Genomic DNA, 24,818 nt, shown 5'->3' with positions numbered 1-24,818 from the left:
TTACCGGATGGCTTTGCGGCTCGAGGCAAAGGAATGATTCACCTTGCATTCTGAACAGCATCAACCACGGAGTTTGCGATAGAATTGTGATACTCATCACGTCATTGCTTACCCTCGCCCGCCCGCCCCAGCCGGAATAACCCACGTTCAGCCAACGATCTTCACCGAACTGAGCCACGCTGAAATTGGCATAGTCGGGCAAGTTTCCTTGCCAGTTGAGAGGTAAGTGATTCTCCCCTTCCGGCCAGTAACCGCTGACCTGGAACTGAACCTTGCTGCGTTCATCGAAAGGGAAAAAGGGATGAAAGCCGCAGCCGTAAAGCGCAGGGACCTCCCCATAGTGGGTAAGCGTTAGCTCCGCTATCAGCTGGTTACGCAGCAACTGGTAGCGGAGCTGCGCCAGATAATCGAAACCGCAGGCATGCTGCCGACGCAGCTGTAATACACAATACTCGGCGCCGTACTCAATAATATCCCAGCGCTGTAACCAGCCGTCACCGTGAAGAAAGAAATACTCGTCGGCATGGTGGCGAGGCAGGATAATCTCCTGCCCATGAAAAATAAAACGGTTGCCGGCGACGCGATTGGCCAATGGCAGCATCGGAAACATGCCGCCGGCGGGATTTTCATATAGCACCGGCGCTTGATATTGCCGCGAGAATAAACTTTGCACTTTGCCGCCCAGAGAAGAGACGCACATCCGCAGATGCGCGTTCTCCAGAATCCACTCTTCCGCCATTAGCGCATCTGCTCCTGCTTCGCCGCATTCACGCCCGTATGACGCTGCGCCAGCTGCTCTTCCAGCGCTTCGAGGGTGATACCTTTCGTTTCCGGGACGTTGCGCAGGATATAGAGGTAGCCGGCAGCGCAAATAACACCATACAGCAGGAAGCTTCCTGCCGCGCCCAGACCGGCATTAAGCAGCGGGAAAGTATAGGTTAACAGGAAACAGGCGATCCACAGCGCCAGGGTACCTAAAGACATCGCGAGTCCACGTACGCGGTTGGGAAAAATCTCCGCCAGCAGCACCCAGGTCACCGGCGCCAGGGTCAACGCATAAATAGCAATCGCCGCCAGCACCAGCAACAGTACCGGCCACCCCATAATGCCCATGGCGTAAGCGCCGGCGATCAGCACATAGATCAGCGTCAATCCCGAAGCGCCAAGCAGCATTAATTTACGGCGACCGATTTTATCCACCAGCGGCAGCGCCGCAATGGTAAAGACCAGATTAACGACGCCTGTCGCGACGATCGATTTCAGCGTGCTGTTAATATCGAACCCCGCCGAGGCAAAAATCTCCTGCGCGTAGTTAAAGATGACGTTAATCCCACACCACTGCTGGAATATGGCGAGCACCATGCCAATGATCACAATCGGTTTCACCTGGGGAGCCAACAGCGCGCCATAGGAGACTTTATTGTTATCCTTTTCCAGGGTATGCGCGATTTCACGCAGGATCCTGTCGGCATAGTCGGCAGAACCAATGCGTTCCAGCGCAGCCCGGGCGCGCTCTGGTTTACCGGCCTTCATGAGCCAGCGCGGCGACTCGGGGACAAAAAACATCAGGACCAGAAACGCCAGCGCCGGCACCAGTTCCGCACCGAACATCCAGCGCCAGCCCATCTGCCCATTCCAGCTGTCCACAATCATCTGCTGCGTCGCCCCCGGCTCCACCGGTTCAGCAATCATCAGATTGATTAACTGAGCGGCCAGTACGCCAATCACGATGGTGAGCTGATTGACCGCGACAAAACGCCCTCTTTTCTCTGCCGGACTGACTTCGGCAATGTAAAGCGGGCTGAGAGCGGAAGCCAGACCAATCCCTACGCCGCCCACAATGCGGTAAACCACAAACATATCGAAATGACTGGCGACCGCCGTCCCCCAGGCCGACGCGCTGAACAGCACGGCGGAAAGAATTAATGGCAGCTTGCGCCCCAGTTTGTCTGCGCACCATCCCGAAATTAATGCGCCGAAAATACAGCCCAACAGCGCTGAGCTCATCGCCCAGCCGGACTGCGCCGGGTCCGTAATTGAAAACCAGGCTTCATAAAATGGCTTAGCGCCGCCAATCACCACCCAGTCATAGCCAAACAGTAAACCACCGCAGGCGGCGACCAGACAAATCGTCCAGACGTAGCCCATTTTCAGATGTGTCTGCGCGTTGTTCATAATGATTCCTCTATAAGGGAAACGCAGGGAACAGTAGGGTTCAGGCGGGCCGAGCCCGCCCATTGAGGTTCAGGAAAAAATGCCGCTTTGCAGGGCATGGCGAATCAGATGCGCCTTATCATGAGCCGGATTTATTTGCAGAAGCTGCTGCATCCTCTGCTGGCAGGCGGATACGTTGCCCAGCCCCAGATGGCCCAGCGCTTCAATAAACAAGCAGTGCTGCAGATGTCTCTGCTGCGCTGATACATCGAGAACCACCAGGTCCGGAAGAGAGACGGCAAAAAAATCGACTTGCGGAACGTCATCCCGATGCTGCGCGGCCCAGTCGATAAAATGGCGGAAGTGCTGCTCGGCCTGCGCTGGGTTACCGCTCTTACGCAGCGCAATGCCCTGCCAGAAAAGGTAATCGGCGGGTTGATCGTTGTAGTACCGCCCGGCGTCCAGCGTTGAGCCCCCTTGCCGGGCAAGCTGGTAATATTCCGCCGCCTGCTGCGCATCCCCAGCCTGTTCTGCGCAGTAGCCCAGCAAATACCAGATATCGTTATCCGTTTGCCCAGGCAGTCGCCCCTCCCCCAGATTGTCGGGATAGCGTAATGCGGCTTTCAGACAGTCCGTGGCCTGTTTAAACGCCCCACGCTCGATGAACTGTAATGCCCGATGGAGCTGATTGAGCAAATACTGGCCGGTGATTTTCCCTTCTCCTCCTTCCCAGGGATGGAATACGCGCGTATCCAGAATCGCGGCGGCATCGGCATAATGACCGGACGCGTTCCACAGGCTTAGCAGCTCAGCGGTCAGGTCGTCCCGCTTCAGCACCACGGCTTTACGTTCCACCAGCGTCGTCAGTCGCTCATGTACCGGCCTGGCCAGTAATTTTTGCAAAAAATCGAGTTCAAACAGGAAGCGCGCATTGTCCGGCTCCAGCGCTACGGCGCGCTGCAGATAAGCCAGCGCCTGCGTTGCATCCTGCTGTTTATTCCAGGAGTAAACGCCCAGCAGACGATGAGCGGGCGCATAATCGGGAGATTTTTCGAGCGTCTCGCGCCAGCAGCTCACCGCCTCGTCATAGCGACGTTTGCTGTACCAGAAGCAACCGAGTAGATAGCGGGCAAAAGCGCTGTCGCCCAGCGACTGCAGCATCTGAACTTCATCGAGCGAGTTAGGGAAACGAACATTGTGCGCATGGCAGTGCTCGGCGGCGGCAATAAACTGTTGGCGTTCATTGGCATCATCACTTAGCGACGCACGCCAGAGCATCGGCAGCGCTTCCTGACTGTCCAGAACCGCAAGAACCTCTTTCACCGCCGACGTCTGTCCGATAGAGAGCAGCCAACCCGCCAGCAGGCTGGCGTTGACCCCTCTGCGCCCCGTGATGCGCAGCAGGGTTTCTCGCGCGTCGTCGCTCCGCTCAATCATCCAGCGCGCGCAGTGCAGCGGATAGCTCAATGGGTATTGCTCAAGAGAGGCGAAAATAAACTCTAGCGCTGCTTTCTTCTGCCCACTGTTGGCTAATGCCAGCGCTTTCAACCCCATCGCCAGAGGATTGCTGGCGTTGAACCGCAGACTGGTGTTTACTTTTTCCAGCGCATCGGCAACATCACCGCGCTTCATCGCCAGCCGTGCCAGCGACCACCAGGCGGCGTCACGGCAGTTACCGCTCCAGGAGGCTTTGTAATAGTGATCCCAGGCGCCTGCATCATCCCCCATCCTTTCCAGCACGCTGGCAAGCAGCATACTGGCTTCGCCATCTCGCGGGTTCTTATTCAAACGATGCGCGCGCTGTAGCGCAGCACGGGCACACTGTTCCGCCAGCGCCCAGTCGGCACTGTTGAACGCCAGGGTACCGAGGGCAACATTATTGCGATAATCCTGCGGATCGAGCTCAACCGCCCGACGATAGTAATCCCCGGCGTAGCGGCTTGCGTGGTTGTATTGTTCAAGGTGCTGGCCGATAAAATAGAGCTCGTCGCCATTGTGGATCGCTTCCGGTAACGCGGGCGCTATAGCTGGTTCGGGCAGCGGCGTCTGTTGGGTAATATGTTCCTGATAATCCAGCAGCGGCTGGTTCTCGGCGGTTTTCACTTTGAGGGTTAAGCGCCCGACGCCATTTTCCGGCAGCGTCTGCTGCCAGCTCTCACCGGGCTTCAGCGTCAGCTGAGTTTCGTACAATGGCTGATGGTCAGCGCTGAGTTCAACCACGATATGATTTAGCGGAGCAATGGCATATACGCCAAGCTGCAGTTGCCCAGACTCGCGAACCAGCTTCAGTGCCAGCTGTGTATTGGCATTTTGCACCATCCCTAACTCGCTGTAGGGAAGGAAATTTTGCACAAACACCTTCTCTTCATAAGGCGCAAGCCACGTAAAGTCAGGCTGGTTATCGGTGAAGACGCCGGTCATCAGCTCAATATAAGGGCCATTTTCATCAGTCAGATTTCGATCCCAGGCCTGGCCAAAATCCCCGTACCCCCAGCTCCACTGTTTCTTGCCAGGAGAGACATGGTGATCGGCAACATGCAGTAACCCGCCTCGCTCGTCATGATGATAAGCGCCGACAAAATCGTAATCCGACTTCTCCGCCATATACGAAGTGGGTACCGGGACGTTTTTATAACGGGAGATATCAACCCCCGCAGAATAGTCCACTTTGTAGTAGGTACCGGTGGCAATCGGAAAAGCGGAAACATCACGCTTACCATGGTCGAATACAGCGGTGACATCGGGTGGGAATACACTCTGGTGGGCATCGCCGCCTTTTACTGCAGGGTTGGCCCACCACAGGAAATGGCGCGGCGTGGCGTTACCATTGAAGATCTTGCCAGTGATTTCAATCAGCGCGCGGTCAGGATAGAGCGTAAACCCGGCCATAACCTGCAAACCGCGCATGGGCTCCGCTTCCCCCATCCATACGGTCTGCGCGCCGTTTTCTCCCTGCTGAATAGAAAAATCGACCGGCTTAAAGGTCGTCGGCCGGTGATGTTGCGGCCAGTTAAATTCGATTCCGCCGGAGATCCAGGGCCCGAGCAGCCCTACCAGGGCTGGCTTAACCACCTCATTGTAATAGACGAAATCACGTTGTTTGACTTTGTCATATGCCCGGTGAATACGGCCGCCAAGCTCCGGTAGCAGCATGACCCGAAGGAAATCATTCTCCATCCACACTGCCTGATAATCGCGCATTTCGCGTTCGCCGGTCAGGGTATCAATCACGCCGTAGGGATAGACGCTGCCGGAAGATCCTTGATAAACACGTTTTTCCAGAAACATAGGGTTCGGATCTTCCGCTCCCGTCGTCCACGTTGGTAATGAAATGATTTCCTGCCAGACCTTAACCGAACCGTACATGATGCCTCCACTAAACAAAACGAAGTAAAAGTTGCAATAACAGGAGTCTATATCGCCAATTCGCTGTTAAAATGCGCAATGCTCACGCAATATAGTTAAGGGAGTTAAGTGTATGCAGCGTACTGGCTTTAATAATGCCCGGGTCCGGCAGGCCAATAAGTCGATTTTTCTTTCCCATCTGTGGCGGGAAAAGCAGCTCAGTAAATCACAGCTCTCTCAACTCACCGGTCTCTCCATTCCGGCGGTGAGCAATATTCTGGCCGAGCTGCTTAGCGAGGGATTGATCGGTCACTCAACGGAACACTTGAGCAAACGGGGCGTGAACAGCGGCAGCTACCAGATCCCCGAGCACGGTGCCTGGACACTGTGCATGAATATCACCCCGACCAGCATTGAATATCAGCTTGCCGACGCCCGCCTGCTGGCAGTGGATGGCCATCAGCATTTGCCGGTCAACGCGCCCACTCCTCAGGCCCTGCTTGAGGCCATCGTTGAATGCTGGCGGCATATCCACCGCCGCTACCCACAGCACAGCATCAATCTCGCCCTTGGCGTGCATGGACAGGTTGATCCGATTACCGGCGTTTCACAAACCATGCCCCAGGCACGCTGGAAAACACCGATCGAAATAAAGTATCTGCTTGAGGAGCGGCTTGGCGTGCAGGTTCGGGTGGATAACGACTGCGTGATGCTGGCGCTGGCGGAGAAGTGGCAGCATCAGGGTACACAGCAGGATTTTTGCGTGATCAACGTCGACTACGGTATCGGCTCGTCATTTGTGATTAACGATCATATTTATCGCGGCAGTCTGTACGGCAGCGGGCAGATTGGGCATACGATTGTCAATCCTGACGGCAACGCCTGCGACTGCGGAAGATACGGTTGCCTCGAAACCGTCGCCTCTCTCAGCGCGCTGAAAAAACAGGCCCGAATGTGGCTCAAAACGCAGCCTGAAGCAACGCTCGCCCCCGAGCAGTTAACCACGGCGTCGCTCATTGAGGCCTGGAAAGAGGGAGATGTGCAAATTCGCGCATGGGTTGATAACGCTGCCAACGCGATTGGCTTAAGCCTCTATAATTTCCTGAATATATTAAATATTAATCAAATCTGGCTTTACGGGCGCAGCTGCGCCTTCGGTGAGCAGTGGCTGGAAAGTATCGTCAAACAAACGGGTTTCAACCCCTTTGACCACCGGGATACGCCGCGAGCGCACGCCACCCAAATTGGCTTTGGCCAGCTGACACGCGCCCAGCAGCTGATGGGGATAGGTTATCTGTACGTTGAGGAGCAATTGCAGACGCTGGTTTAGTCATAAACGAACGTGGCGGAGCGCAAATTTGTGTATTACGTTTAAATCACACGTCTCTCATAACGAGCTGATTATGAACACACTCCGCTATTTTGATTTTGGCGCTTCCCGCTCTCTGTTGCTGCTTATCGCCCGCATCGCCGTGGTGATTCTGTTTATTCTTTTTGGCTACCCCAAACTGCTGGGCTTTGACGGTACGGTGCAGTACATGGCCGCCTCCGGCGCGCCGATGCCGACCCTGGCGGCGATTATCGCCGTCATTATGGAAGTGCCTGCCGCGATTCTGATTGTGCTCGGCTTTTTCACCCGCCCGCTGGCGGTCATCTTTATTTTCTACACTCTGGGCACGGCGGTGATTGGCCATCACTACTGGGATATGACTGGCGATGCGGTATTGCCGAACATGATTAACTTCTGGAAAAACGTCAGCATCGCCGGCGCTTTCCTGCTGCTGGCCGTAACCGGCCCCGGGGCGATCTCCCTCGACCGCCGCTAATCTCCAGACGCAAAAAAGGCCGCATACGCGGCCTTTTTGATGTCAACGCTAACGCTTACGCATATACCGGGAAGCGGGCGCAGATATCCAGCACTTTACCTTTCACGCGCTCAATGACCGCGTCGTCATTGATATTGTCCAGCACGTCACACATCCAGCCAGCCAGCTCTTTGACTTCCGCTTCTTTAAAGCCGCGGCGAGTCACTGCCGGAGAACCGATACGGATACCGGAGGTTACGAACGGGCTCTTCGGATCGTTCGGCACGCTGTTTTTGTTGACGGTGATGTTGGCGCGGCCCAGGGCAGCGTCAGCTTCTTTACCGGTCAGGTTTTTATCCACCAGGTCCAGCAGGAACAGGTGGTTCTCAGTACCGCCAGACACCACTTTGTAGCCGCGGTTCAGGAACACTTCCACCATCGCTTTAGCGTTTTTCGCAACCTGCTGCTGGTAAACTTTAAACTCTGGCTCCATCGCTTCTTTCAGCGCCACCGCTTTCGCCGCGATAACGTGCATCAGCGGGCCGCCCTGCGCGCTTGGGAACACGGCAGAGTTCAGTTTTTTGTACAGCTCTTCGCTACCGCCTTTCGCCAGAATCAGGCCGCCGCGCGGACCCGCCAGGGTTTTGTGGGTGGTGGTGGTCACAACGTGAGCATGCGGAACCGGGTTCGGGTACACGCCAGCGGCAATCAGGCCTGCCACGTGCGCCATATCGACGAACAGGTAAGCGCCGATGCTGTCAGCGATTTCACGCATTTTCGCCCAGTCAACGATACCGGAGTAAGCGGAGAAACCACCGATGATCATCTTCGGTTTGTGTTCCTGAGCCTGCTTCGCCATGTCGTCATAGTCAATTTTACCGGACTCATCAATACCGTAAGGGATGATGTTGTACAGTTTGCCGGAGAAGTTAACCGGGGAGCCGTGAGTCAGGTGGCCGCCCTGCGCCAGGTTCATACCGAGCACGGTGTCGCCCGGCTGCAGCAGCGCGGTGTAGACGGCAAAGTTAGCCTGGGAGCCGGAGTGCGGCTGGACGTTAGCATAGTCAGCGCCGAACAGTTCTTTCGCGCGGTCGATTGCCAGCTGTTCAACCACGTCGACGTATTCACAGCCGCCGTAGTAACGCTTGCCCGGATACCCTTCAGCATATTTGTTGGTCAGCTGAGAGCCCTGCGCCTGCATAACGCGCGGACTGGTGTAGTTTTCGGAGGCGATCAGTTCGATGTGCTCTTCCTGACGTACTTTTTCCTGCTCCATAGCCTGCCACAGTTCGGCATCATAATCGGCAATGTTCATTTCACGCTTTAACATCCGCATCTCCTGACTCAGCTAACAATAAAATTTCGGCCTAAAAAGGCGGTCCGATTGGACAACGGCCCACAGTATAACCGAATCATTCTGTGATAACAGGTCTTGACAAAGGATTTTACGCAAACGATTGGCTCCGCATGACACAAGGCTTTGAGCAATAACGCCTCTCTCAGTATCAACGGATTTCTTTTCAGGTTTGTGATGCAAATTCTTCATGTTGTAACTGGATCGGGGGAATGTGTTAAAGAACCATTTACAACGCAGGGTTATTTCTTTAAGATGCATTTAAAATGCATCATTAAGATAACACATAAGGAAGCACGCTATGCTTGACGCTCAAACCATCGCCACGGTAAAAGCCACCATTCCCCTGCTGGTAGAGACCGGCCCGAAATTAACCGCCCATTTCTACGATCGTATGTTCGCGCATAATCCGGAGCTCAAAGAGATCTTCAACATGAGCAACCAGCGCAACGGCGATCAGCGTGAAGCGTTATTCAACGCTATTGCCGCCTACGCCAGCAATATCGATAACCTGCCTGCCCTGCTGCCGGCGGTGGAAAAGATCGCCCAGAAACACACCAGCTTCCAGATCAAACCGGAGCAGTACAATATTGTTGGCAGCCATCTGCTGGCGACCCTCGATGAAATGTTCAGTCCGGGCCAGGAAGTGCTCGATGCCTGGGGTAAAGCCTACGGCGTGCTGGCGAACGTCTTTATCGGCCGTGAAGCCGAGATCTATCAGCAAAACGCCAGTAAAACCGGCGGCTGGGAAGGGACCCGCGCGTTTCGCATCGTGAAGAAAACCCCGCGCAGCCAGCTTATCACCAGCTTTGAGCTCGAACCGGTTGATGGCCAGCCGGTCGCCGATTACCAGCCTGGCCAGTACCTGGCCATCTGGCTGAAACCGGAAGGCTTCGAATATCAGGAAATCCGCCAGTATTCCCTGACCCGCAAAGCGGACGGCAAAGGCTACCGCATTGCGGTTAAACGCGAGGAAGGCGGTCAGGTTTCCAGCTGGCTGCATAACCATGCCAGCGAAGGCGATGTGGTCTATCTGGCCGCCCCGGCGGGAGATTTCTTCCTTAACGTTAAGCCACAGACGCCGGTCACCCTGCTCTCTGGCGGCGTCGGGCAAACGCCGATGCTGGCGATGCTGGATGCGCTGGCGAAGAGCGGTCATCAGGGTCAGGTGAACTGGTTCCATGCGGCGGAAAATGGCGACGTTCACGCCTTTGCCGATGAAGTGAAGGCGCTCGGCGCGGCGCTGCCGGCGTTTACCTCTCACGTCTGGTATCGCACCCCGACTGAGGCCGACCGTCAGGCTGGACGTTTTGATAGCGAAGGTTTGATGGATTTAGCAGCAGTGGCGGACAATATTCGCGACCCGCAGATGCAGTATTATCTCTGCGGCCCGGTAGCGTTTATGCAGTTTGCAGCGAAGCAGCTGGTCGAATTAGGGGTCAACAAAGACAACATTCATTACGAATGCTTCGGCCCGCATAAGGTGCTGTAAGCCCCGACGACGCGGGGATCTGTAGGCCGGGTAAGCGCAGCGCCACCCGGCAATACTGCAGCGAGCGGCGAGCGTTAAATCGCCGCGTCGTCTTCTTCGCCGGTACGAATACGAATGACCCGCGCCACGTCGAAGACAAAGATTTTACCGTCGCCGATTTTACCGGTCTGTGCGGTACGGATGATGGTATCCACACAGGTATCGACGATATCGTCGGTCACCACAATTTCAATTTTTACTTTCGGCAGAAAATCGACCATATACTCGGCACCACGGTACAGTTCGGTGTGCCCTTTCTGGCGGCCAAAGCCTTTCACTTCCGTTACCGTCATCCCGGTGATGCCGACTTCGGCCAGCGCTTCACGCACGTCATCCAGTTTGAAAGGTTTAATAATCGCATCAATCTTTTTCATGGGGTTCCTGTCTTAATCGCGTAACCGGTTGCTTACCGTATCATAACTTGCGCTATAGTGCGGAGCTACTCTTTAAAGTCGTTGGCGTCGAGCTCATGGCGCGACAGCAGCTTATAGAATTCGGTGCGGTTGCGCCCTGCCATCCGCGCGGCGTGAGTGACGTTGCCCTTGGTAATTTGCAGCAGCTTGCGCAGGTAGTTCAGCTCAAACTGATTGCGCGCCTCCACGAAGGTCGGCAGCGCCGTGTTCTCGCCCTCCAGCGCTTGCTCAACCAGCGCGTCGCCGATCACTGGCGACGAAGTCAGGGCCACGCACTGCTCGATCACGTTCACCAGCTGGCGCACGTTGCCCGGCCACTTGGCGGCCATCAGCCGCTTCATCGCATCGCTGGAAAACGCCCGCACGAACGGCTTATGGCGATCGGCAGACTGACGCAGCAGATGGTTGGCCAACAGCGGGATGTCTTCCGTACGTTCGGAGAGCGGCGGTATTTTCAGGTTCACTACGTTGAGGCGGTAGAACAGGTCTTCACGAAACTCGCCGCGGGCCATCGCCTTCGGCAGGTCGCGGTGGGTGGCGGAGATAATCCGCACGTTGATTTCGATATCGCGGTTGCTGCCCAGCGGGCGCACCTTGCGCTCCTGCAGGACGCGCAGCAGCTTCACCTGCAACGCAACCGGCATATCACCGATCTCGTCGAGAAACAGCGTACCACCCTCAGCGGCCTGGAATAATCCTTCACGGTTACTGACCGCGCCGGTAAAAGCGCCCCGCGCATGGCCAAACAGTTCGGATTCGAGCAGCTGTTCCGGCAGCGCGCCGCAGTTGATCGCCACGAACGGCTTATCATGACGCGGGCTGGCGTTGTGGATCGCCTGGGCGACGATCTCCTTCCCGGTCCCGCTCTGGCCATTAATCAGTACGCTGACATCCGATTGCGCCACCATCCCGGCCTGCTCAAGCAGGCGCAGCATCAGCGGGCTGCGGGTTACAATCGCCTGGCGCCAGGCTTCGTCGGTGGCCGGCGAGCGCTGCTCCAACGCCTCATCAATGGCTTTATATAAGGCATCTTTATCGACCGGCTTGGTCAGGAAGCTGAACACCCCCTGCTGGGTAGCCGCCACGGCGTCGGGAATCGAACCGTGAGCGGTGAGAATGATCACCGGCATGCCGGGGTGGCCCTTCTGGATCTCGCTAAACAGCTGCAGGCCGTCCATTTCATCCATCCGCAGATCGCTAATCACCAGATCCACTTTCTCACGCCCCAGCACGCGCAGCGCTTCCGGCCCGCTCTCGGCGGTGACCACGCTGTAGCCTTCGCTGACCAGGCGCATGCCCAGTAGCTTCAACAGTCCCGGATCGTCATCCACCAGCAGTAAACGCGCCGGTTTACGGATCGTCATGGATCACCTCCGGCACTTTTTCGCTGCCGAAATTGCCGCCCGGCTTGCGGCTGGAGAGCTGGCGTTCGATATCCGTCAGGTTCTCCAGCTTGCGGGTGGTCAGCTCCAGCTGCTCGCGCAGCGCCAGCTCCTGCTGCCGCAGTGTCTCCAGTTCGCTATCGCTGGACTGCTGAAGCTTAGCGTAACGGGCACGCTCTTCCACCAGCTGCAGCTGACGGGTCTGGCCGTCGCGCCAGAGCTGATACAGCGGGCGGACCTGAACGGCGATTTGCGGGCTGAAGGTATCGAGACGCGCCACCAGGTCGCGGCGCTCCTCAGGGGTAATTTTAGCATCAGCAAGCAGGATGCCGCGACGGAACGCGTCCTGCCAGCTGTCGTCGGTATGGCGTTTCGCCTCCGCCCGCGCCTGCGCCGGCGCGAGGCGATCGGCACAGTCAATGCCCCGCAGCCAGTAGAGGGGATTTTTGTCGCTGGCATCGCTGCTGTGCGCCCAGATATCCGCGCAGTCTACCGCGACAAAATCGGCCACCTGATGCTGCGCCTGCCCGGGGGCGGCGGTACCTTCCGCGGTATGCGGTGAAAAGCCGGCGGAACACCCCGCCAGCGTCAGACAAGCAATGCCTGAAAGCAGCCATCCGCTGAGGGAACGGCGCCAGGCCAGGAATTGGGACATAGTTCCCCGATATCGATTCATAAGTTGGATTATTCCGGCGCTGAGGGAAGCGTAATGCGAAAACAGACCTGCCCGGCGGGCGCATCAACTAAGCTGAGCTCCCCTTGCATCTGCCGGACGCAGTCGCGGGCGATACTCAACCCCAGTCCACTGCCCTTAACGGCCCCTTTACGCTGGTGACTCCCCTGGTAAAAAGGCTCGAATATCATATTTTTTTCCGCGGCCGGGATCGGTTCGCCGCTGTTGGCGACATCAATACGCACCTGCTCTCCGTGCCGGTAGCTATGGATACGGATGTTACCGGATTCAGCGCCATAGTGCACCGCATTGGAGTAGAGATTATCCATTACGCTTATCAATAGCGCAGGCTCTGCCAGGCAACGCCGCGCCTGCAGCGTCAGTTCGGTATGCATCAGTTTAGCCCGCGCGGGCAGGCTGTGCGCCGCCACGACGTTTTCCACCAGTTCCACCAGGTCCACCGCTTCGCGAGCCACCGGGCCGTCGGCCTGTTTTCGGTTATAGTCCAGCAGCTGTTCAATCAGCTTTTGCAGGTTACGGCTACTGCTGTCGAGGATCTCGACAATCTCCTGCTGCTCAGGGGTCAGGGGCCCCGCGACCCGGTCGGCCAACAGCTCGGTACCTTCACGCATACTGGCCAACGGGGTTTTCAGCTCATGCGACAGATGGCGAAGAAATTGATGCCGCTGCGACTCCAGCCACGCCAGGCGCTCGCTGAGCCAGATGATGCGCTTGCCCACCGATCGCAGCTCGCGCGGGCCGGTAAACAATGCGGCGTCGTCCAGCGACTTCCCTGCCCCCAGCTGATTGATCATTCTTTCGATGCCTTTCACCGGGCCAATAATCATGCGGGTGAAGAGTAGCACCAGCGCCAGGCTCAGCAGAAACAGCACCAGCGCCTGCCAGCCAAAAAACTGGCCGCGTTCGGCTATCTCCTGCTGCAGCTGTTGGCCACGAGAATAGACGACCGCCCGGGTCGCCTGCACCATATCGCTGTTATTACTGGCGAAAACTTCCAGTCTGGCGGCTGCCTGGGCATCGGGTCCGCTATTTTTACACTGCAGCTGCGCCAGATCGCTGACATCCTGACGCAGCGCCTGCCAGAGCTTCTCGTCCGGCAGCACGCCGGCGTGGGCGTCCAGCATCTGGCTGTAGCGCTGCCGCTGGTTTTGATAGACGCGCGCCAGCGTCGGATCGTCCAGCACGCAGTACTGGCGATAGCTGCGCTCCATCTCCAGTGCGGCATTGATCATCGCCTCGCTGCGTCGGGCGTCGACCAGGGTGGTACGGTTAATATGCGCCGCCTGGGCGCTGAGGGCGTTCAGGCTCTGCCAGGCCTGCCAGGCCAGCACCAGCAATGGCAGCAGGATCAGCACAAAGGAGAGCGTCACCAGCTGACGCAGCGAACGGGGGAAAAGAGAGAGTCGCTTCAAGGATGTTGTCTCAATCATTAGCTCTGGTCGATGCTAACTGAGGAGCGCGCCGGAGAAAAGCGCTACCGCTGGTTACTGCGCCGCAGAAACAACAAAGCCAGGCGCAAGGCCTGGCTTTGTTCAGGAATGAGGCGGTGCCTTACTCGACGTTTCGCCCGATGTCTGATAAAGCCAGGCTGTTATCAGGAGTTGGACGGCAGGCACCTGTTTGTGCGTCATTCGAAGTTTATGTAGCGCGTCCCGAAGGGGCTGACATAAGAAGGTGAATGAGCCACTGGTTAATATTATGCATGAACTATGCCAGCTCTCAAAACATTTTATTAACATATTGATATATATGACATTAACCACAGGAACAGTCGAACTACTACTGTTTATTTTTCACCCGCATTGTCGCTATTTAGCGACACCAAATAGACTACCGATTACTCATCATTTAAATCAATAACTTAAGTGTCGCCTATTGACGACACTGCAATATCGCAGTTGTCGGCAATTCCCGACACCCTGGCGTGCCGACCATCACAGATAAAAAAAAGCCCCCTGTCAGGCAGGGGGCTGATACGTTCGCGTGAAGCGCGGCGGGAAGATTAACCCAGCTGTTTACGCGCGTTACGGAAGATACGCATCCACGGGCTATCCTCGCCCCAGTTCTCCGGGTGCCAGGAGTTGCTTACGGTGCGGAAGACGCGTTCCGGGTGAGGCATCATGATGGTCGCGCGCCCGCTTTCGCTGGTCACCGCGGTGATACCGTTCGGGGAACCGTTCGGGTTCGCCGGATAGGTTTCGGTCACTTTGCCGAAGTTATCCACGAAGCGCAGCGCCACCAGACCTTTGCTCTCCAGCTGGGCCAGATGCGCGCTGTCGCGCACTTCCACCTGACCTTCGCCGTGGGAGACCGCAATCGGCATCCGTGAGCCAACCATGCCTTCCAGCAGCAGGGATGGGCTTTGCGTCACTTCCACCAGGCTAAAGCGCGCTTCAAAGCGGTCAGACTGGTTGCGCACAAAGCGCGGCCACAGGTCGCTGCCCGGGATCAGCTCGCGCAGGTTGGACATCATCTGACAGCCGTTGCACACGCCGAGCGCCAGCGTCTGCGGACGATGGAAGAAGGTCGCGAACTCATCGCGCACGCGCTCGTTGAACAGAATCGACTTCGCCCAGCCCTCGCCCGCGCCCAACACGTCGCCGTAGGAGAAGCCGCCGCAGGCTACCAGGGCATGGAAATCGCCCAGACCGGTCCGGCCGGCCAGCAGGTCGCTCATATGCACGTCGATGGCGTCAAAGCCGGCACGATGGAAGGCGGCCGCCATTTCAACGTGGGAGTTCACCCCCTGCTCGCGCAGGACGGCCACTTTCGGCCGCGCGCCGGTGGCAATGTACGGGGCGGCGACGTCGTCGTTAATATCAAACGAGAGCTTCACATTGAGGCCCGGGTCGGCATCATTGGCTTTCGCCTCATGCTCCTGATCGGCGCAGGCCGGGTTGTCGCGCAGACGCTGCATCTGCCAGGTGGTTTCCGCCCACCACATGCGCAGCGTGGTGCGGCTTTCGCTGAACACCGCCTGACCGCCGGCGGTCAGCACGAAGCGATCGCCCTCAACCGCTTTACCGAGGTAATGCACGCAGTCCGCCAGGCCGTTAACCGCCAGAATGGCTTCCACCGCCTCACGGTCTGCGGCGCGGACCTGAATCACCGCCCCCAGCTCTTCGTTGAACAGCGCGGCCAGATGGTCGTCGCCCAGCGCGGCGATATCCGCTTCCACGCCGCAGTGGCCGGTAAAGGCCATTTCCGCCAGCGTGACAAGCAGACCGCCGTCGGAGCGGTCGTGGTAGGCCAGCAGTTTACGCTGCGCCACCAGGGCCTGCATCGCATTCCAGAAGCCTTTCAGTTGCGCGACATCGCGCACGTCAGCCGGCTTGTCGCCGAGCTGGCGATAGACCTGCGCCAGCGCCGTCGCGCCCAGCGCGTTGTGCCCTTTACCGAGGTCGATCAGCAGCAGGGCGTTATCTTCCGTCGAAAGCTGCGGCGTGACTGTATGACGGACATCTTCGACACGGGCGAAGGCAGAGATGACCAGCGACAGCGGAGAGGTCATCTCGCGCTGCTCGCTGCCTTCCTGCCAGCGGGTTTTCATCGACATCGAGTCTTTACCGACCGGAATGGTCAGGCCCAGCGCCGGGCACAGCTCTTCGCCCACCGCTTTCACCGCCTCATACAGGCCAGCGTCTTCACCCGGGTGGCCGGCGGCGGCCATCCAGTTAGCCGACAGCTTCACGCGGTTCAGCTCGCCAATCTGCGTGGCGGCGATGTTGGTCAGCGCTTCGCCGACCGCCAGACGGCCAGAGGCCGCGAAGTCCAGCAGGGCGACCGGGGCGCGCTCGCCCATCGCCATCGCTTCGCCATAGTAGCTGTCGAGGCTGGCGGTGGTCACCGCGCAGTTGGCCACCGGGATCTGCCACGGGCCAACCATCTGGTCGCGGGCGACCATACCGGTCACGGTGCGGTCGCCGATGGTGACGAGGAAGGTTTTCTCGGCCACCGTCGGCAGATGCAGAACGCGGTTAACCGCATCGGCAAGGGTAATCGGTTGGCGATCCAGTGCACTACCCTGAGCTTTCAGAGTCTGCACGTCGCGGGTCATTTTCGGCGTTTTGCCGAGCAGGACGTCCAGCGGCAGGTCGATCGGCTGATCGTTAAAGTGGCTGTCGCTCAGGCTCAGATGCTGCTCAGCGGTGGCTTCGCCGATAACGGCATAAGGCGCGCGCTCGCGGCGGCACAGTTCGTCGAACAGCGGCAGCTGCTCCGGGGCGACCGCCAGAACATAACGTTCCTGCGATTCGTTACACCAGATCTCCAGCGGACTCATCCCTGGCTCATCGCTGAGAATATCGCGCAGCTGGAATTTACCGCCGCGGCCGCCGTCGCTCACCAGCTCCGGCATAGCGTTGGAGAGACCGCCGGCGCCAACGTCGTGGATAAAGAGGATCGGGTTGGCGTCGCCCAACTGCCAGCAGCGGTCGATCACTTCCTGACAGCGGCGCTCCATTTCCGGGTTGTCACGCTGTACGGAGGCGAAATCGAGATCGGCATCGGACTGGCCGGAGGCCATAGAAGACGCCGCGCCGCCGCCGAGGCCGATGTTCATCGCCGGGCCGCCCAGCACGATCAGCTTCGCGCCGACGGTAATCTCGCCCTTCTGCACGTGCTCACCGCGGATGTTGCCGATACCGCCGGCCAGCATGATCGGTTTGTGGTAGCCACGCAGCTCTTCGCCATTGTGGCTGGTGACTTTCTCTTCATAGGTGCGGAAGTAGCCGTTCAGCGCCGGACGACCAAATTCGTTGTTAAACGCCGCGCCGCCCAACGGGCCTTCGGTCATGATGTCCAGGGCGGTGACAATACGATCCGGTTTACCGAAATCTTCTTCCCACGGCTGTTCGAAGCCCGGGATACGCAGGTTGGAAACCGAGAAGCCCACCAGGCCCGCTTTCGGCTTCGCGCCGCGGCCGGTGGCGCCTTCATCGCGGATTTCGCCGCCGGAGCCGGTTGCCGCGCCCGGCCATGGAGAGATGGCCGTCGGGTGGTTATGGGTTTCCACCTTCATCAGAATGTGCGCCGGCTCCTGATGGAAGTCGTAGCGCCCGGTCTGATGGTCGGCGAAATAGCGCCCGACTTCAGACCCTTCCATCACCGCAGCATTATCTTTATAGGCCGACAGCACGTAGTCCGGCGTTTTTTCAAAGGTGTTTTTGATCATTTTGAACAGCGACTTCGGCTGCTGTTCGCCGTCGATGATCCAGTCGGCGTTGAAAATCTTGTGGCGACAGTGCTCTGAGTTCGCCTGGGCGAACATATACAGCTCGATATCGTTCGGGTTGCGTCCCAGGCGGGTAAACGCGTCCTGCAGGTAGTCAATTTCGTCGTCGGCCAGCGCCAGACCCAGACGGAGGTTGGCGTCAATCAGCGCCTGACGCCCTTCGCCCAGCAGGTCGACGCTGGTGACCGGCGTCGGCTGATGGTGAGCGAACAGCTTCTCGCCCGCTTCCAGCTCGTCGAAGACGCTCTCCATCATGCGGTCGTGCAGCTCCGCCGCCACCGCGGCCCACTGCGCTTCGGTCAGGGTTGAGGCTTCAACGTAATACGCCACGCCGCGCTCAAGACGCACAACCTGCGCCAGACCGCAGTTGTGAGCGATATCGGTAGCTTTAGAAGACCAGGGAGAGATGGTGCCAGGGCGAGGGGTCACGAGCAGTAATTTACCGGTCGGGGTATGGCTGCTTAAGCTCGGGCCATACTGAAGCAGTCGCGCCAGGCGCTCGCGATCGTCAGCGCTCAGCGGGGCATTCAGATCGGCAAAATGAATATATTCGGCATATATGGCGCTTACCGGAAGGTTGGCCGCCTGAAATCGTGCCAGCAGTTTATTAATACGGAATGCCGACAGTGCAGGTGAACCACGCAAAATTTCCATCATAAGTCTCTCGTCTTCGAAGCTTTCAGGGTGAGCCAGGGGGGGAAACGGGCGTCATTATAGTGAATCCTGCGCCCCGACGAAACCGTTTGCGTAGAAATAAAATCATTGATGCTGTTTATCAATAAATGTGACGACCATCGCGAATAAGTTGCCAACTGGCGCATTATTAAGCAGAATGCCGCACATTCGACGACAACCTTGCGTTTTTTCCGGACATCGCCTGCTGAGGAACCTGAAGCTGCAGAAGATTAACTCTCTGAAAAAATTAAAGATTAATTATCTGCTGATCGGCATTGTCACCCTTTTGCTGGCGGCGGCCCTGTGGCCGTCGATCCCCTGGTCTGGTAAACCCGAGAACCGGGTGGCGGGCATTATCGCTCGCGGCGAGCTGCGCATCAGCACCATCAACTCGCCAATGACCTTCGCCACCATGAACAATAAAGCGTTCGGTCTGGATTATGAACTGGCGAAGCAGTTTGCCGACTACCTTGGCGTAACGCTTAAGATAACCGTCCGGCAAAACATCAGCCAGCTGTTTGACGACCTCGACGACGGTCAGGCCGATATGCTGGCCGCCGGACTGGTCTATAACCAGGAGCGAGTGAAAAACTATCAGGCCGGCCCCACCTACTATTCTGTTTCGCAACAGCTGGTCTACCGCGTCGGCAATACCCGGCCGCGCACCCTCGCGGCGCTGACCGCCGAGCAGCTCACTATCGCTCCGGGCCACGTGGCGATCAATGACCTGCAGACCTTAAAAGCCGAGAAATACCCGGATCTTGCCTGGCGCGTGGACGAAAAACGCGGTACCACGGCGCTGATGCAGGCGGTGATTGACGGTAAACTTGATTACACCATCGCCGACTCGGTGGCCGTCAGCCTGTTTCAGCGCGTCCATCCGGAGCTGGCGGTGGCCCTCGATATCACCGACGAACAGCCGGTCACCTGGTTTAGCGCACGGGACGACGATAATTCGCTGTCGGCGGCAATGCTTGATTTCTTCAACAACATCAATGAAGACGGGACGCTGGCGCGCCTCGAGGAGAAGTACCTCGGCCACGGCAACGATTTCGATTATGTCGATACCCGCACCTTCCTGCGCGCGGTGGAAAATATTCTTCCGGAGGTGCAGCCGCTGTTTAAAAAATACGCCCGCGAGATTGACTGGCGCCTGCTGGCCGCCATCGCCTGGCAGGAATCCCACTGGGATCCGCAGGCCACCTCCCCCACCGGCGTGCGCGGTATGATGATGCTCACACGCAATACGGCGCAAAGCCTGGGTCTAACCGACCGCACCGATGCGGCGCAGAGTATCGACGGCGGCATGCGCTACCTGCAGGATATGATGGATAAAGTGCCGGATTCGATCCCGAAAGACGAACGCATCTGGTTTGCGCTGGCCGCTTATAATATGGGTTATGCCCATATGCTGGACGCCATGGCGCTCACCCGCAAACAGAAAGGCAATCCTAACAGCTGGGCGGACGTTAAGCTGCGTTTACCGTTGCTGAGCCAGAAACCCTATTACAGCAAACTAAAATACGGCTATGCCCGCGGCCATGAGGCCTACGCCTATGTGGAAAACATCCGCAAATATCAGATAAGCCTTGTCGGCTATTTGTCAGAGAAGGAGCGCCAGCAGCAGCAAACGCTGGCCCTGGCGGAGGATTACCCGGCCGTGCTCCCCAATGAGCTCGAACAGCCGCAGGAGACCACCCTGCCCTTTTTCAAGTTTCGCGCCGATAAGCAGATGGATAATGCCCGGATGAAACTCCCCGGCCACCTGTATTAACTTTCCCCAGTCTGCGCCCGGGCTTTCTTCAGCGCTTTTTTCTCTTCCCGCCGCCAGCGGAAGAAGTCGCTCAGCATGGCAGAGCAGGACTCTGCCAGCACGCCTTCGCTAATCTCAACCCGATGGTTCATTCCCGGGTGGTGCAGAACATCCATCAGCGAGCCGGCTGCGCCGGTCTTGGCATCCCTGGCGCCAAACACCAGGCGGGCGATACGGCTGTGCACCATCGCGCCCGCGCACATGACGCAGGGCTCGAGGGTCACGTACAGCGTGGCGTCGATCAGGCGGTAGTTTTGCAGCACCAGTCCGCCCTGGCGTAAGGCCATGATCTCCGCATGGGCGGTGGGGTCGTGACGGCCTATCGGCCGGTTCCAGCCCTCGCCAATGACCTGATTGTTATGCACCAGCACCGCACCCACCGGCACCTCGCCCTCTTCCCAGGCGCGTTTCGCCAGCGTCAGGGCATGACGCATCCAGTATTCATCATTGAGTTCGAGGTCAGACACAGCGGCCACTCCAGCAGAAAAAGCGGGGCGCATTATACATGGGCGCTATCAATTACACACTATTACTCCAGCTGCTGAAGCTCTCCCTGAGGGGTTACCCGCCAGCGATGCTGGCAAAAGCCGAGCAATGGATTATCCTGCTCACTATCGCTATAGCCGCTATACAGCCGCAGCGGGGCGCCAATCTTTTTCTCCAGCTGTACCACCTTTTCATGCCCCAGGCAGCGCAGGGTCAATACCCAGCCGCCCCAGCGGCGCGCGGTGCGGCTGGCTATCAAATTCACCCGCGGCAACCAGAGGGTATCGCGATAGACCTGCTCCACCAGCGACTGCGGCGAGCCGGTGATCAACCAGACGTCGGCATCGGTGCTGGTCAGGTAGGCGGTAAGCCGCGCATGAACTACCGGAAACGCCGTCACATGATGGCGAAACCAGCCGACAAACTCCGCTTCCAGCCGCTTTAGCACCGCCTCGCGGCGGCCAAAGGTTGTCGCCCACAGCAGGAGGCTCATCGGCCAGCGCGCCGCCCGTCCGCTCACTGCCAGTCCGGCAAGGATCACCGGCCCCATCGGCACCACCAGCAACAGGTTCAGCGGCAAATGGCGCAGCAGATAGCGCAGAAAACTGCCGAACATATCCTGTTGGTGTAAGGTTCCGTCCAGATCGAAAAACACCACTCTCCGTTCAGTGTGCTGCAAACTGCCTCCTTTATCTCAGAACTCGCTTCTCGTTAGGGTAAGCTTAACAGCCTGACGCCATGTCGAGGGAAAACATCCCCTGCCGTTAAGAAAGAATTAAAGTAGCAGGCGAAGGAAAAATTGTGGCTTAAGAATTTTTAATTCATGGTATACCCCTTATAATCGAATAAAAATTCTGTCAGTCACGAGCCGGACGGCTCCAGCGGAGCTCCAATGAACTGTTTAACGCGTATTCGTCAGCGCTATCCCACCCTGGCGGCGAGCGACAAAAAGTTGGCCGATTATATTCTAAGCCAGCCCGATGAGACCCGGCACCTCAGCTCGCAGCAGCTGGCAGCGGAAGCCGGTGTGAGTCAGTCCAGCGTGGTTAAGTTTGCCCAGAAGCTGGGATTCAAAGGCTTTCCGGCGCTGAAGCTGGCCCTTAGTGAAGCGCTGGCGAGTAGCCCGGATCCGCACTCCGTCCCGGTGCATAACCACATTCGCGGTGACGATCCGCTGCGTCTGGTCGGCGAGAAACTCATTAAAGACAATGTCGCCGCCATGCATGCCTCGCTGGACGTCAACACTGAAGAGACGCTACGGGAAGCCGTCACGCTGCTGCGCAACGCCCGGCGAGTGATCGTCACCGGGATTGGCGCCTCCGGCCTGGTGGCGCGTAACTTTAGCTGGAAGCTGATGAAGATCGGCATCAACGCTGTTTCTGAGCAGGATATGCATGCCCTGCTGGCGACGGTGCAGGCCATGTCCAGCGACGATCTTCTGCTGGCGATCTCTTACTCCGGCGAGCGCCGGGAGATCAATATGGCGGCCGGTGAAGCGCTGCGCGTCGGCTGTAAGATCCTGGCGATCACCGGGTTTAGCCCGAACGCCCTGCAACAGCAGGCGACCCACTGCCTGTATACTATCGCCGAAGAGCAGGCGACGCGCAGCGCGGCCATCTCCTCCACCAGCGCGCAAATGATGCTCACCGATCTGCTGTTTATGGGGCTGGTGCAGCAGGATCTGGAGCGGGCGCCGGAGCGCATTCGCCATAGCGAAGCGCTGGTGAAAAAGCTGGTCTGAGCAGAAAATGGGCGTATAATGCCCGCCCTGTTTGTGTTGTTTCTGAGACTTTCCTGATGGCGCTGTTAATTACCAAAAAATGCATCAACTGCGATATGTGCGAGCCGGAGTGCCCGAATGAGGCCATTTCGATGGGTGAGAGCATTTATGAGATTAACAGCGACCGCTGCACCGAGTGCGTGGGTCATTACGACACGCCAACCTGCCAGAAAGTGTGCCCGATCCCGAATACGATCCTGAAAGATCCGGCACACGTCGAGAGTGAAGAACAGCTGTGGGATAAATTCGTGCTGATGCACCACGCGGATAAAATTTAACCGCCCTCCTGGCTAGCTTTCGACAATCACCGTGGCGCAGGCGTAGTGGCGTTCATCAGCGAGAGTAACGTGAATAGCGCTTACTCCCATGCGTTCAGCTAAAAGGTTTGCTTCACCCCATAGCCGCAGCTTCGGCTTGCCCAGCTCGTCGTTGTAAACCTCGAACTGGTTAAACGCCAGCCCGTTACGGATCCCGGTTCCCAGCGCTTTCGCCGCCGCTTCCTTGACCGCAAAGCGTTTCGCCAGGAAACGCACCGGCTGCTGGTGCTGCTCCCAGATGCTCCATTCATGGTCGCTCAGCACCCGGCGGGCAAGGCGATCGCCGCTGCGGGCGATCACCGCTTCGATGCGGGCGATCTCGACGATGTCGGTACCCAACCCGAGAATGGCCATTAGCCGCGCGCTTCCAGCATCAGACGCTTCATTTCCGCCACCGCCTCTTTCAGGCCGCTCATCACCGCACGGCCAATAATCGCGTGACCGATATTCAGCTCATGCATTTCCGGCAGCGCAGCAATCGCTTTCACGTTGTGGTAGGTCAGACCGTGGCCGGCATTCACCTTCAGCCCGAGGCTGGCGGCGTAGGTGGCCGCTTTGGCAATACGTTCCAGCTCCCTGGCCTGCTCGGCGTCGGTTTTGGCATCGGCATAGCAGCCGGTGTGGATTTCGATATAGGGCGCGCCAACGTCCGCCGCCGCTTTGATCTGCGCTTCATCCGCATCGATAAACAGGGAGACCAGGATGCCGGCATCCGCCAGGCGTTGACAGGCATCGCGCATCTTGTCGCGCTGGCCGGCGACGTCCAGCCCGCCTTCGGTGGTCACTTCCTGACGCTTCTCCGGCACCAGGCAGCAGAAGTGCGGTTTGGTTTCGCAGGCGATCGTCAGCATCTCTTCAGTGACCGCCATTTCAAGATTCATGCGGGTGTGCAGCGTCTGGCGCAGGATACGCACATCGCGATCGGTAATATGGCGACGGTCTTCGCGCAGATGCACGGTAATGCCGTCGGCGCCGGCCTGTTCGGCAATGAAAGCCGCCTGAACCGGATCCGGGTAAGCAGTGCCGCGGGCGTTACGCAAGGTCGCGATATGGTCAATATTGACCCCTAACAATAATTCAGCCATGACAATCCTCGTTAATCATTATTCGTATTATCGGCTCGCGCCTTTCGCGCGGGCATAAACTGGCGAAACAACTCCCGGCTCTTGAGCGGTTTGCCGCCGAGATAGGGCTTCATGGCGATACGGGTAAAGCGCTTCGCGGCGCGCAGCGTATCAACATCAGGAAACTCGCGACTCGCCAATGCTTTCAAATGGTGCCCGGTAAACGTGTTGTTATCAATCACCAGGCTGGCAATAAAGCCTTTTTCTTCACGATAGCGGTAGGTCATGGTGTCGTCTACCGGCTCGCCGCTCCCGGCGCAGTGGAGAAAATCCACGCCATAGCCCAGGTGCCCGAGCAGCGCCAGCTCAAAACGCCGCAGCGCGGGCTCCGGCGAGCCGCTGGCCCCGGCGAGCGCCTGAATGCAGTGCAGGTAGTCGAAAAAGAGTTCGGAGAAGCGTGTTTCGTGCTCCAGCACGCGGGAGATAAGCTCGTTAACGTAGAGACCGCTGTAGAGGGTGATGCCGCTGAGCGGCAGCGCCAGCGAAACGGCTTCCGCGCTGCGCAGGGTTTTGACTTCGCCGCGCCCGCCGAAGCGAACCAACAAGGGGGTAAAGGGCTGTAAAGCGCCTTTGAGATTAGAGCGTTTGGAGCGTGCGCCCTTGGCAACCAGGCGCACGCGACCGGATTCTTCCGTGAAGACGTCCAGCATCAGGCTGGTTTCGCTCCACGGACGGCTATGCAGGACAAAGGCGCGCTGCCATCCATCCACGT

General features: G+C 58.0%; 20 protein-coding genes. 6 read left to right on the top strand and 14 right to left on the bottom strand.

Features of this window, described 5'->3' with window-relative positions; translation table 11 throughout:
- The 3 genes from KHQ26_RS23465 to KHQ26_RS23455 form a co-directional block, all read right to left on the bottom strand.
- A partial coding sequence (locus KHQ26_RS23465; RefSeq protein WP_062716893.1) for an aldose 1-epimerase occupies positions 1-739 on the bottom strand: 739 nt, incomplete at its 3' end.
- The gene (locus KHQ26_RS23460; protein WP_002914018.1) at positions 739-2,175 is read right to left on the bottom strand and encodes a sugar porter family MFS transporter; all 1,437 of its coding nucleotides are present in this window, start codon (positions 2,173-2,175) and stop codon (positions 739-741) included. The genes KHQ26_RS23460 and KHQ26_RS23465, both read right to left, overlap by 1 nt.
- 69 nt (positions 2,176-2,244) lie before the next feature.
- Positions 2,245-5,520, bottom strand: coding sequence for a DUF5107 domain-containing protein (locus tag KHQ26_RS23455; RefSeq protein WP_004174825.1), 3,276 nt, complete (start codon positions 5,518-5,520; stop codon positions 2,245-2,247).
- A gap of 112 nt (positions 5,521-5,632) precedes the next feature.
- Here KHQ26_RS23455 and KHQ26_RS23450 point away from each other — a divergent pair, with 112 nt between their 5' ends.
- The gene (locus KHQ26_RS23450; protein ID WP_004174823.1) at positions 5,633-6,829 is read left to right on the top strand and encodes an ROK family transcriptional regulator; all 1,197 of its coding nucleotides are present in this window, start codon (positions 5,633-5,635) and stop codon (positions 6,827-6,829) included.
- Positions 6,830-6,902: 73 nt separating this feature from the next.
- Positions 6,903-7,325, top strand: coding sequence for a DoxX family protein (locus KHQ26_RS23445; protein ID WP_002914024.1), 423 nt, complete (start codon positions 6,903-6,905; stop codon positions 7,323-7,325).
- A 55-nt stretch (positions 7,326-7,380) separates the two neighbouring features.
- On the opposite strand, the gene glyA is transcribed toward KHQ26_RS23445, so the two are convergent.
- Positions 7,381-8,634, bottom strand: a complete 1,254-nt coding sequence (gene glyA / locus KHQ26_RS23440; RefSeq protein WP_002914027.1) for a serine hydroxymethyltransferase — start codon at positions 8,632-8,634, stop codon at positions 7,381-7,383.
- A gap of 325 nt (positions 8,635-8,959) precedes the next feature.
- Between glyA and hmpA the strand changes: the two genes are divergently transcribed.
- A complete protein-coding gene (gene hmpA, locus KHQ26_RS23435) occupies positions 8,960-10,150 on the top strand; it encodes an NO-inducible flavohemoprotein (protein ID WP_004185137.1) in 1,191 nt (396 codons plus the stop codon).
- A 74-nt stretch (positions 10,151-10,224) separates the two neighbouring features.
- Here hmpA and glnB read toward each other — a convergent pair whose 3' ends face one another.
- From glnB to purL, 5 genes are all read right to left on the bottom strand, one after another.
- On the bottom strand, positions 10,225-10,563 hold the full coding sequence (gene glnB, locus KHQ26_RS23430; RefSeq protein ID WP_002914032.1) for a nitrogen regulatory protein P-II: 339 nt from the start codon (positions 10,561-10,563) through the stop codon (positions 10,225-10,227).
- 65 nt (positions 10,564-10,628) lie between these two features.
- Positions 10,629-11,966 carry a two-component system response regulator GlrR gene (glrR, locus tag KHQ26_RS23425; protein ID WP_004149357.1) on the bottom strand — a complete coding sequence of 446 codons (1,338 nt, stop codon included), beginning with the start codon at positions 11,964-11,966 and terminating at the stop codon, positions 10,629-10,631.
- Complete coding sequence (qseG, locus tag KHQ26_RS23420; RefSeq protein ID WP_002914033.1) at positions 11,953-12,639, bottom strand: two-component system QseEF-associated lipoprotein QseG; 687 nt, start codon at positions 12,637-12,639, stop codon at positions 11,953-11,955. The genes glrR and qseG overlap by 14 nt, the downstream gene beginning before the upstream one ends.
- A gap of 29 nt (positions 12,640-12,668) precedes the next feature.
- Positions 12,669-14,090 carry a sensor histidine kinase gene (locus KHQ26_RS23415; protein WP_004174816.1) on the bottom strand — a complete coding sequence of 474 codons (1,422 nt, stop codon included), beginning with the start codon at positions 14,088-14,090 and terminating at the stop codon, positions 12,669-12,671.
- Positions 14,091-14,680: 590 nt separating this feature from the next.
- Complete coding sequence (gene purL / locus KHQ26_RS23410) at positions 14,681-18,568, bottom strand: phosphoribosylformylglycinamidine synthase (protein WP_020803951.1); 3,888 nt, start codon at positions 18,566-18,568, stop codon at positions 14,681-14,683.
- Between the two features lie 175 nt (positions 18,569-18,743).
- Here purL and mltF point away from each other — a divergent pair, with 175 nt between their 5' ends.
- Entirely contained in the window at positions 18,744-20,360 is a 1,617-nt protein-coding gene (gene mltF, locus KHQ26_RS23405; RefSeq protein ID WP_020803941.1) for a membrane-bound lytic murein transglycosylase MltF, read from the top strand.
- Here the strand turns inward: mltF and tadA are convergent.
- Together tadA and yfhb are read right to left on the bottom strand one after the other, a co-directional pair.
- Complete coding sequence (gene tadA, locus KHQ26_RS23400) at positions 20,357-20,866, bottom strand: tRNA adenosine(34) deaminase TadA (RefSeq protein ID WP_004151991.1); 510 nt, start codon at positions 20,864-20,866, stop codon at positions 20,357-20,359. The genes mltF and tadA overlap by 4 nt on opposite strands.
- A 62-nt stretch (positions 20,867-20,928) precedes the next feature.
- Complete coding sequence (gene yfhb / locus KHQ26_RS23395) at positions 20,929-21,564, bottom strand: phosphatidylglycerophosphatase C (RefSeq protein WP_002914050.1); 636 nt, start codon at positions 21,562-21,564, stop codon at positions 20,929-20,931.
- Positions 21,565-21,777: 213 nt separating this feature from the next.
- Between yfhb and KHQ26_RS23390 the strand changes: the two genes are divergently transcribed.
- Positions 21,778-22,626: a MurR/RpiR family transcriptional regulator gene (locus KHQ26_RS23390; protein ID WP_004144349.1), complete on the top strand. Its 849-nt coding sequence runs from the start codon at positions 21,778-21,780 to the stop codon at positions 22,624-22,626.
- A 56-nt stretch (positions 22,627-22,682) separates the two neighbouring features.
- Positions 22,683-22,943 (top strand): YfhL family 4Fe-4S dicluster ferredoxin, encoded by a 261-nt coding sequence (locus KHQ26_RS23385; RefSeq protein ID WP_004888420.1) that lies wholly within the window; start codon positions 22,683-22,685, stop codon positions 22,941-22,943.
- Between the two features lie 12 nt (positions 22,944-22,955).
- On the opposite strand, the gene acpS is transcribed toward KHQ26_RS23385, so the two are convergent.
- From acpS to recO, 3 genes are read right to left on the bottom strand one after another with little or no spacing between them, the layout of a single operon-like run.
- Positions 22,956-23,336, bottom strand: a complete 381-nt coding sequence (gene acpS, locus KHQ26_RS23380) for a holo-ACP synthase (protein ID WP_004144351.1) — start codon at positions 23,334-23,336, stop codon at positions 22,956-22,958.
- The gene (pdxJ, locus tag KHQ26_RS23375) at positions 23,336-24,067 is read right to left on the bottom strand and encodes a pyridoxine 5'-phosphate synthase (protein ID WP_004180923.1); all 732 of its coding nucleotides are present in this window, start codon (positions 24,065-24,067) and stop codon (positions 23,336-23,338) included. Before pdxJ ends, acpS begins: the two co-directional genes overlap by 1 nt.
- 11 nt (positions 24,068-24,078) lie before the next feature.
- Positions 24,079-24,816, bottom strand: coding sequence for a DNA repair protein RecO (gene recO / locus KHQ26_RS23370; protein WP_020803939.1), 738 nt, complete (start codon positions 24,814-24,816; stop codon positions 24,079-24,081).
- Positions 24,817-24,818: the final 2 nt, after the last annotated feature.

Source organism: Klebsiella sp. 10 (assembly GCF_018223925.1).
Classification (GTDB): Bacteria; Pseudomonadota; Gammaproteobacteria; order Enterobacterales; family Enterobacteriaceae; genus Klebsiella; species Klebsiella pneumoniae.
The sequence above is the reverse complement of the archived record's forward strand: the minus strand, read 5'-3'. Positions and strand labels throughout refer to the sequence as shown.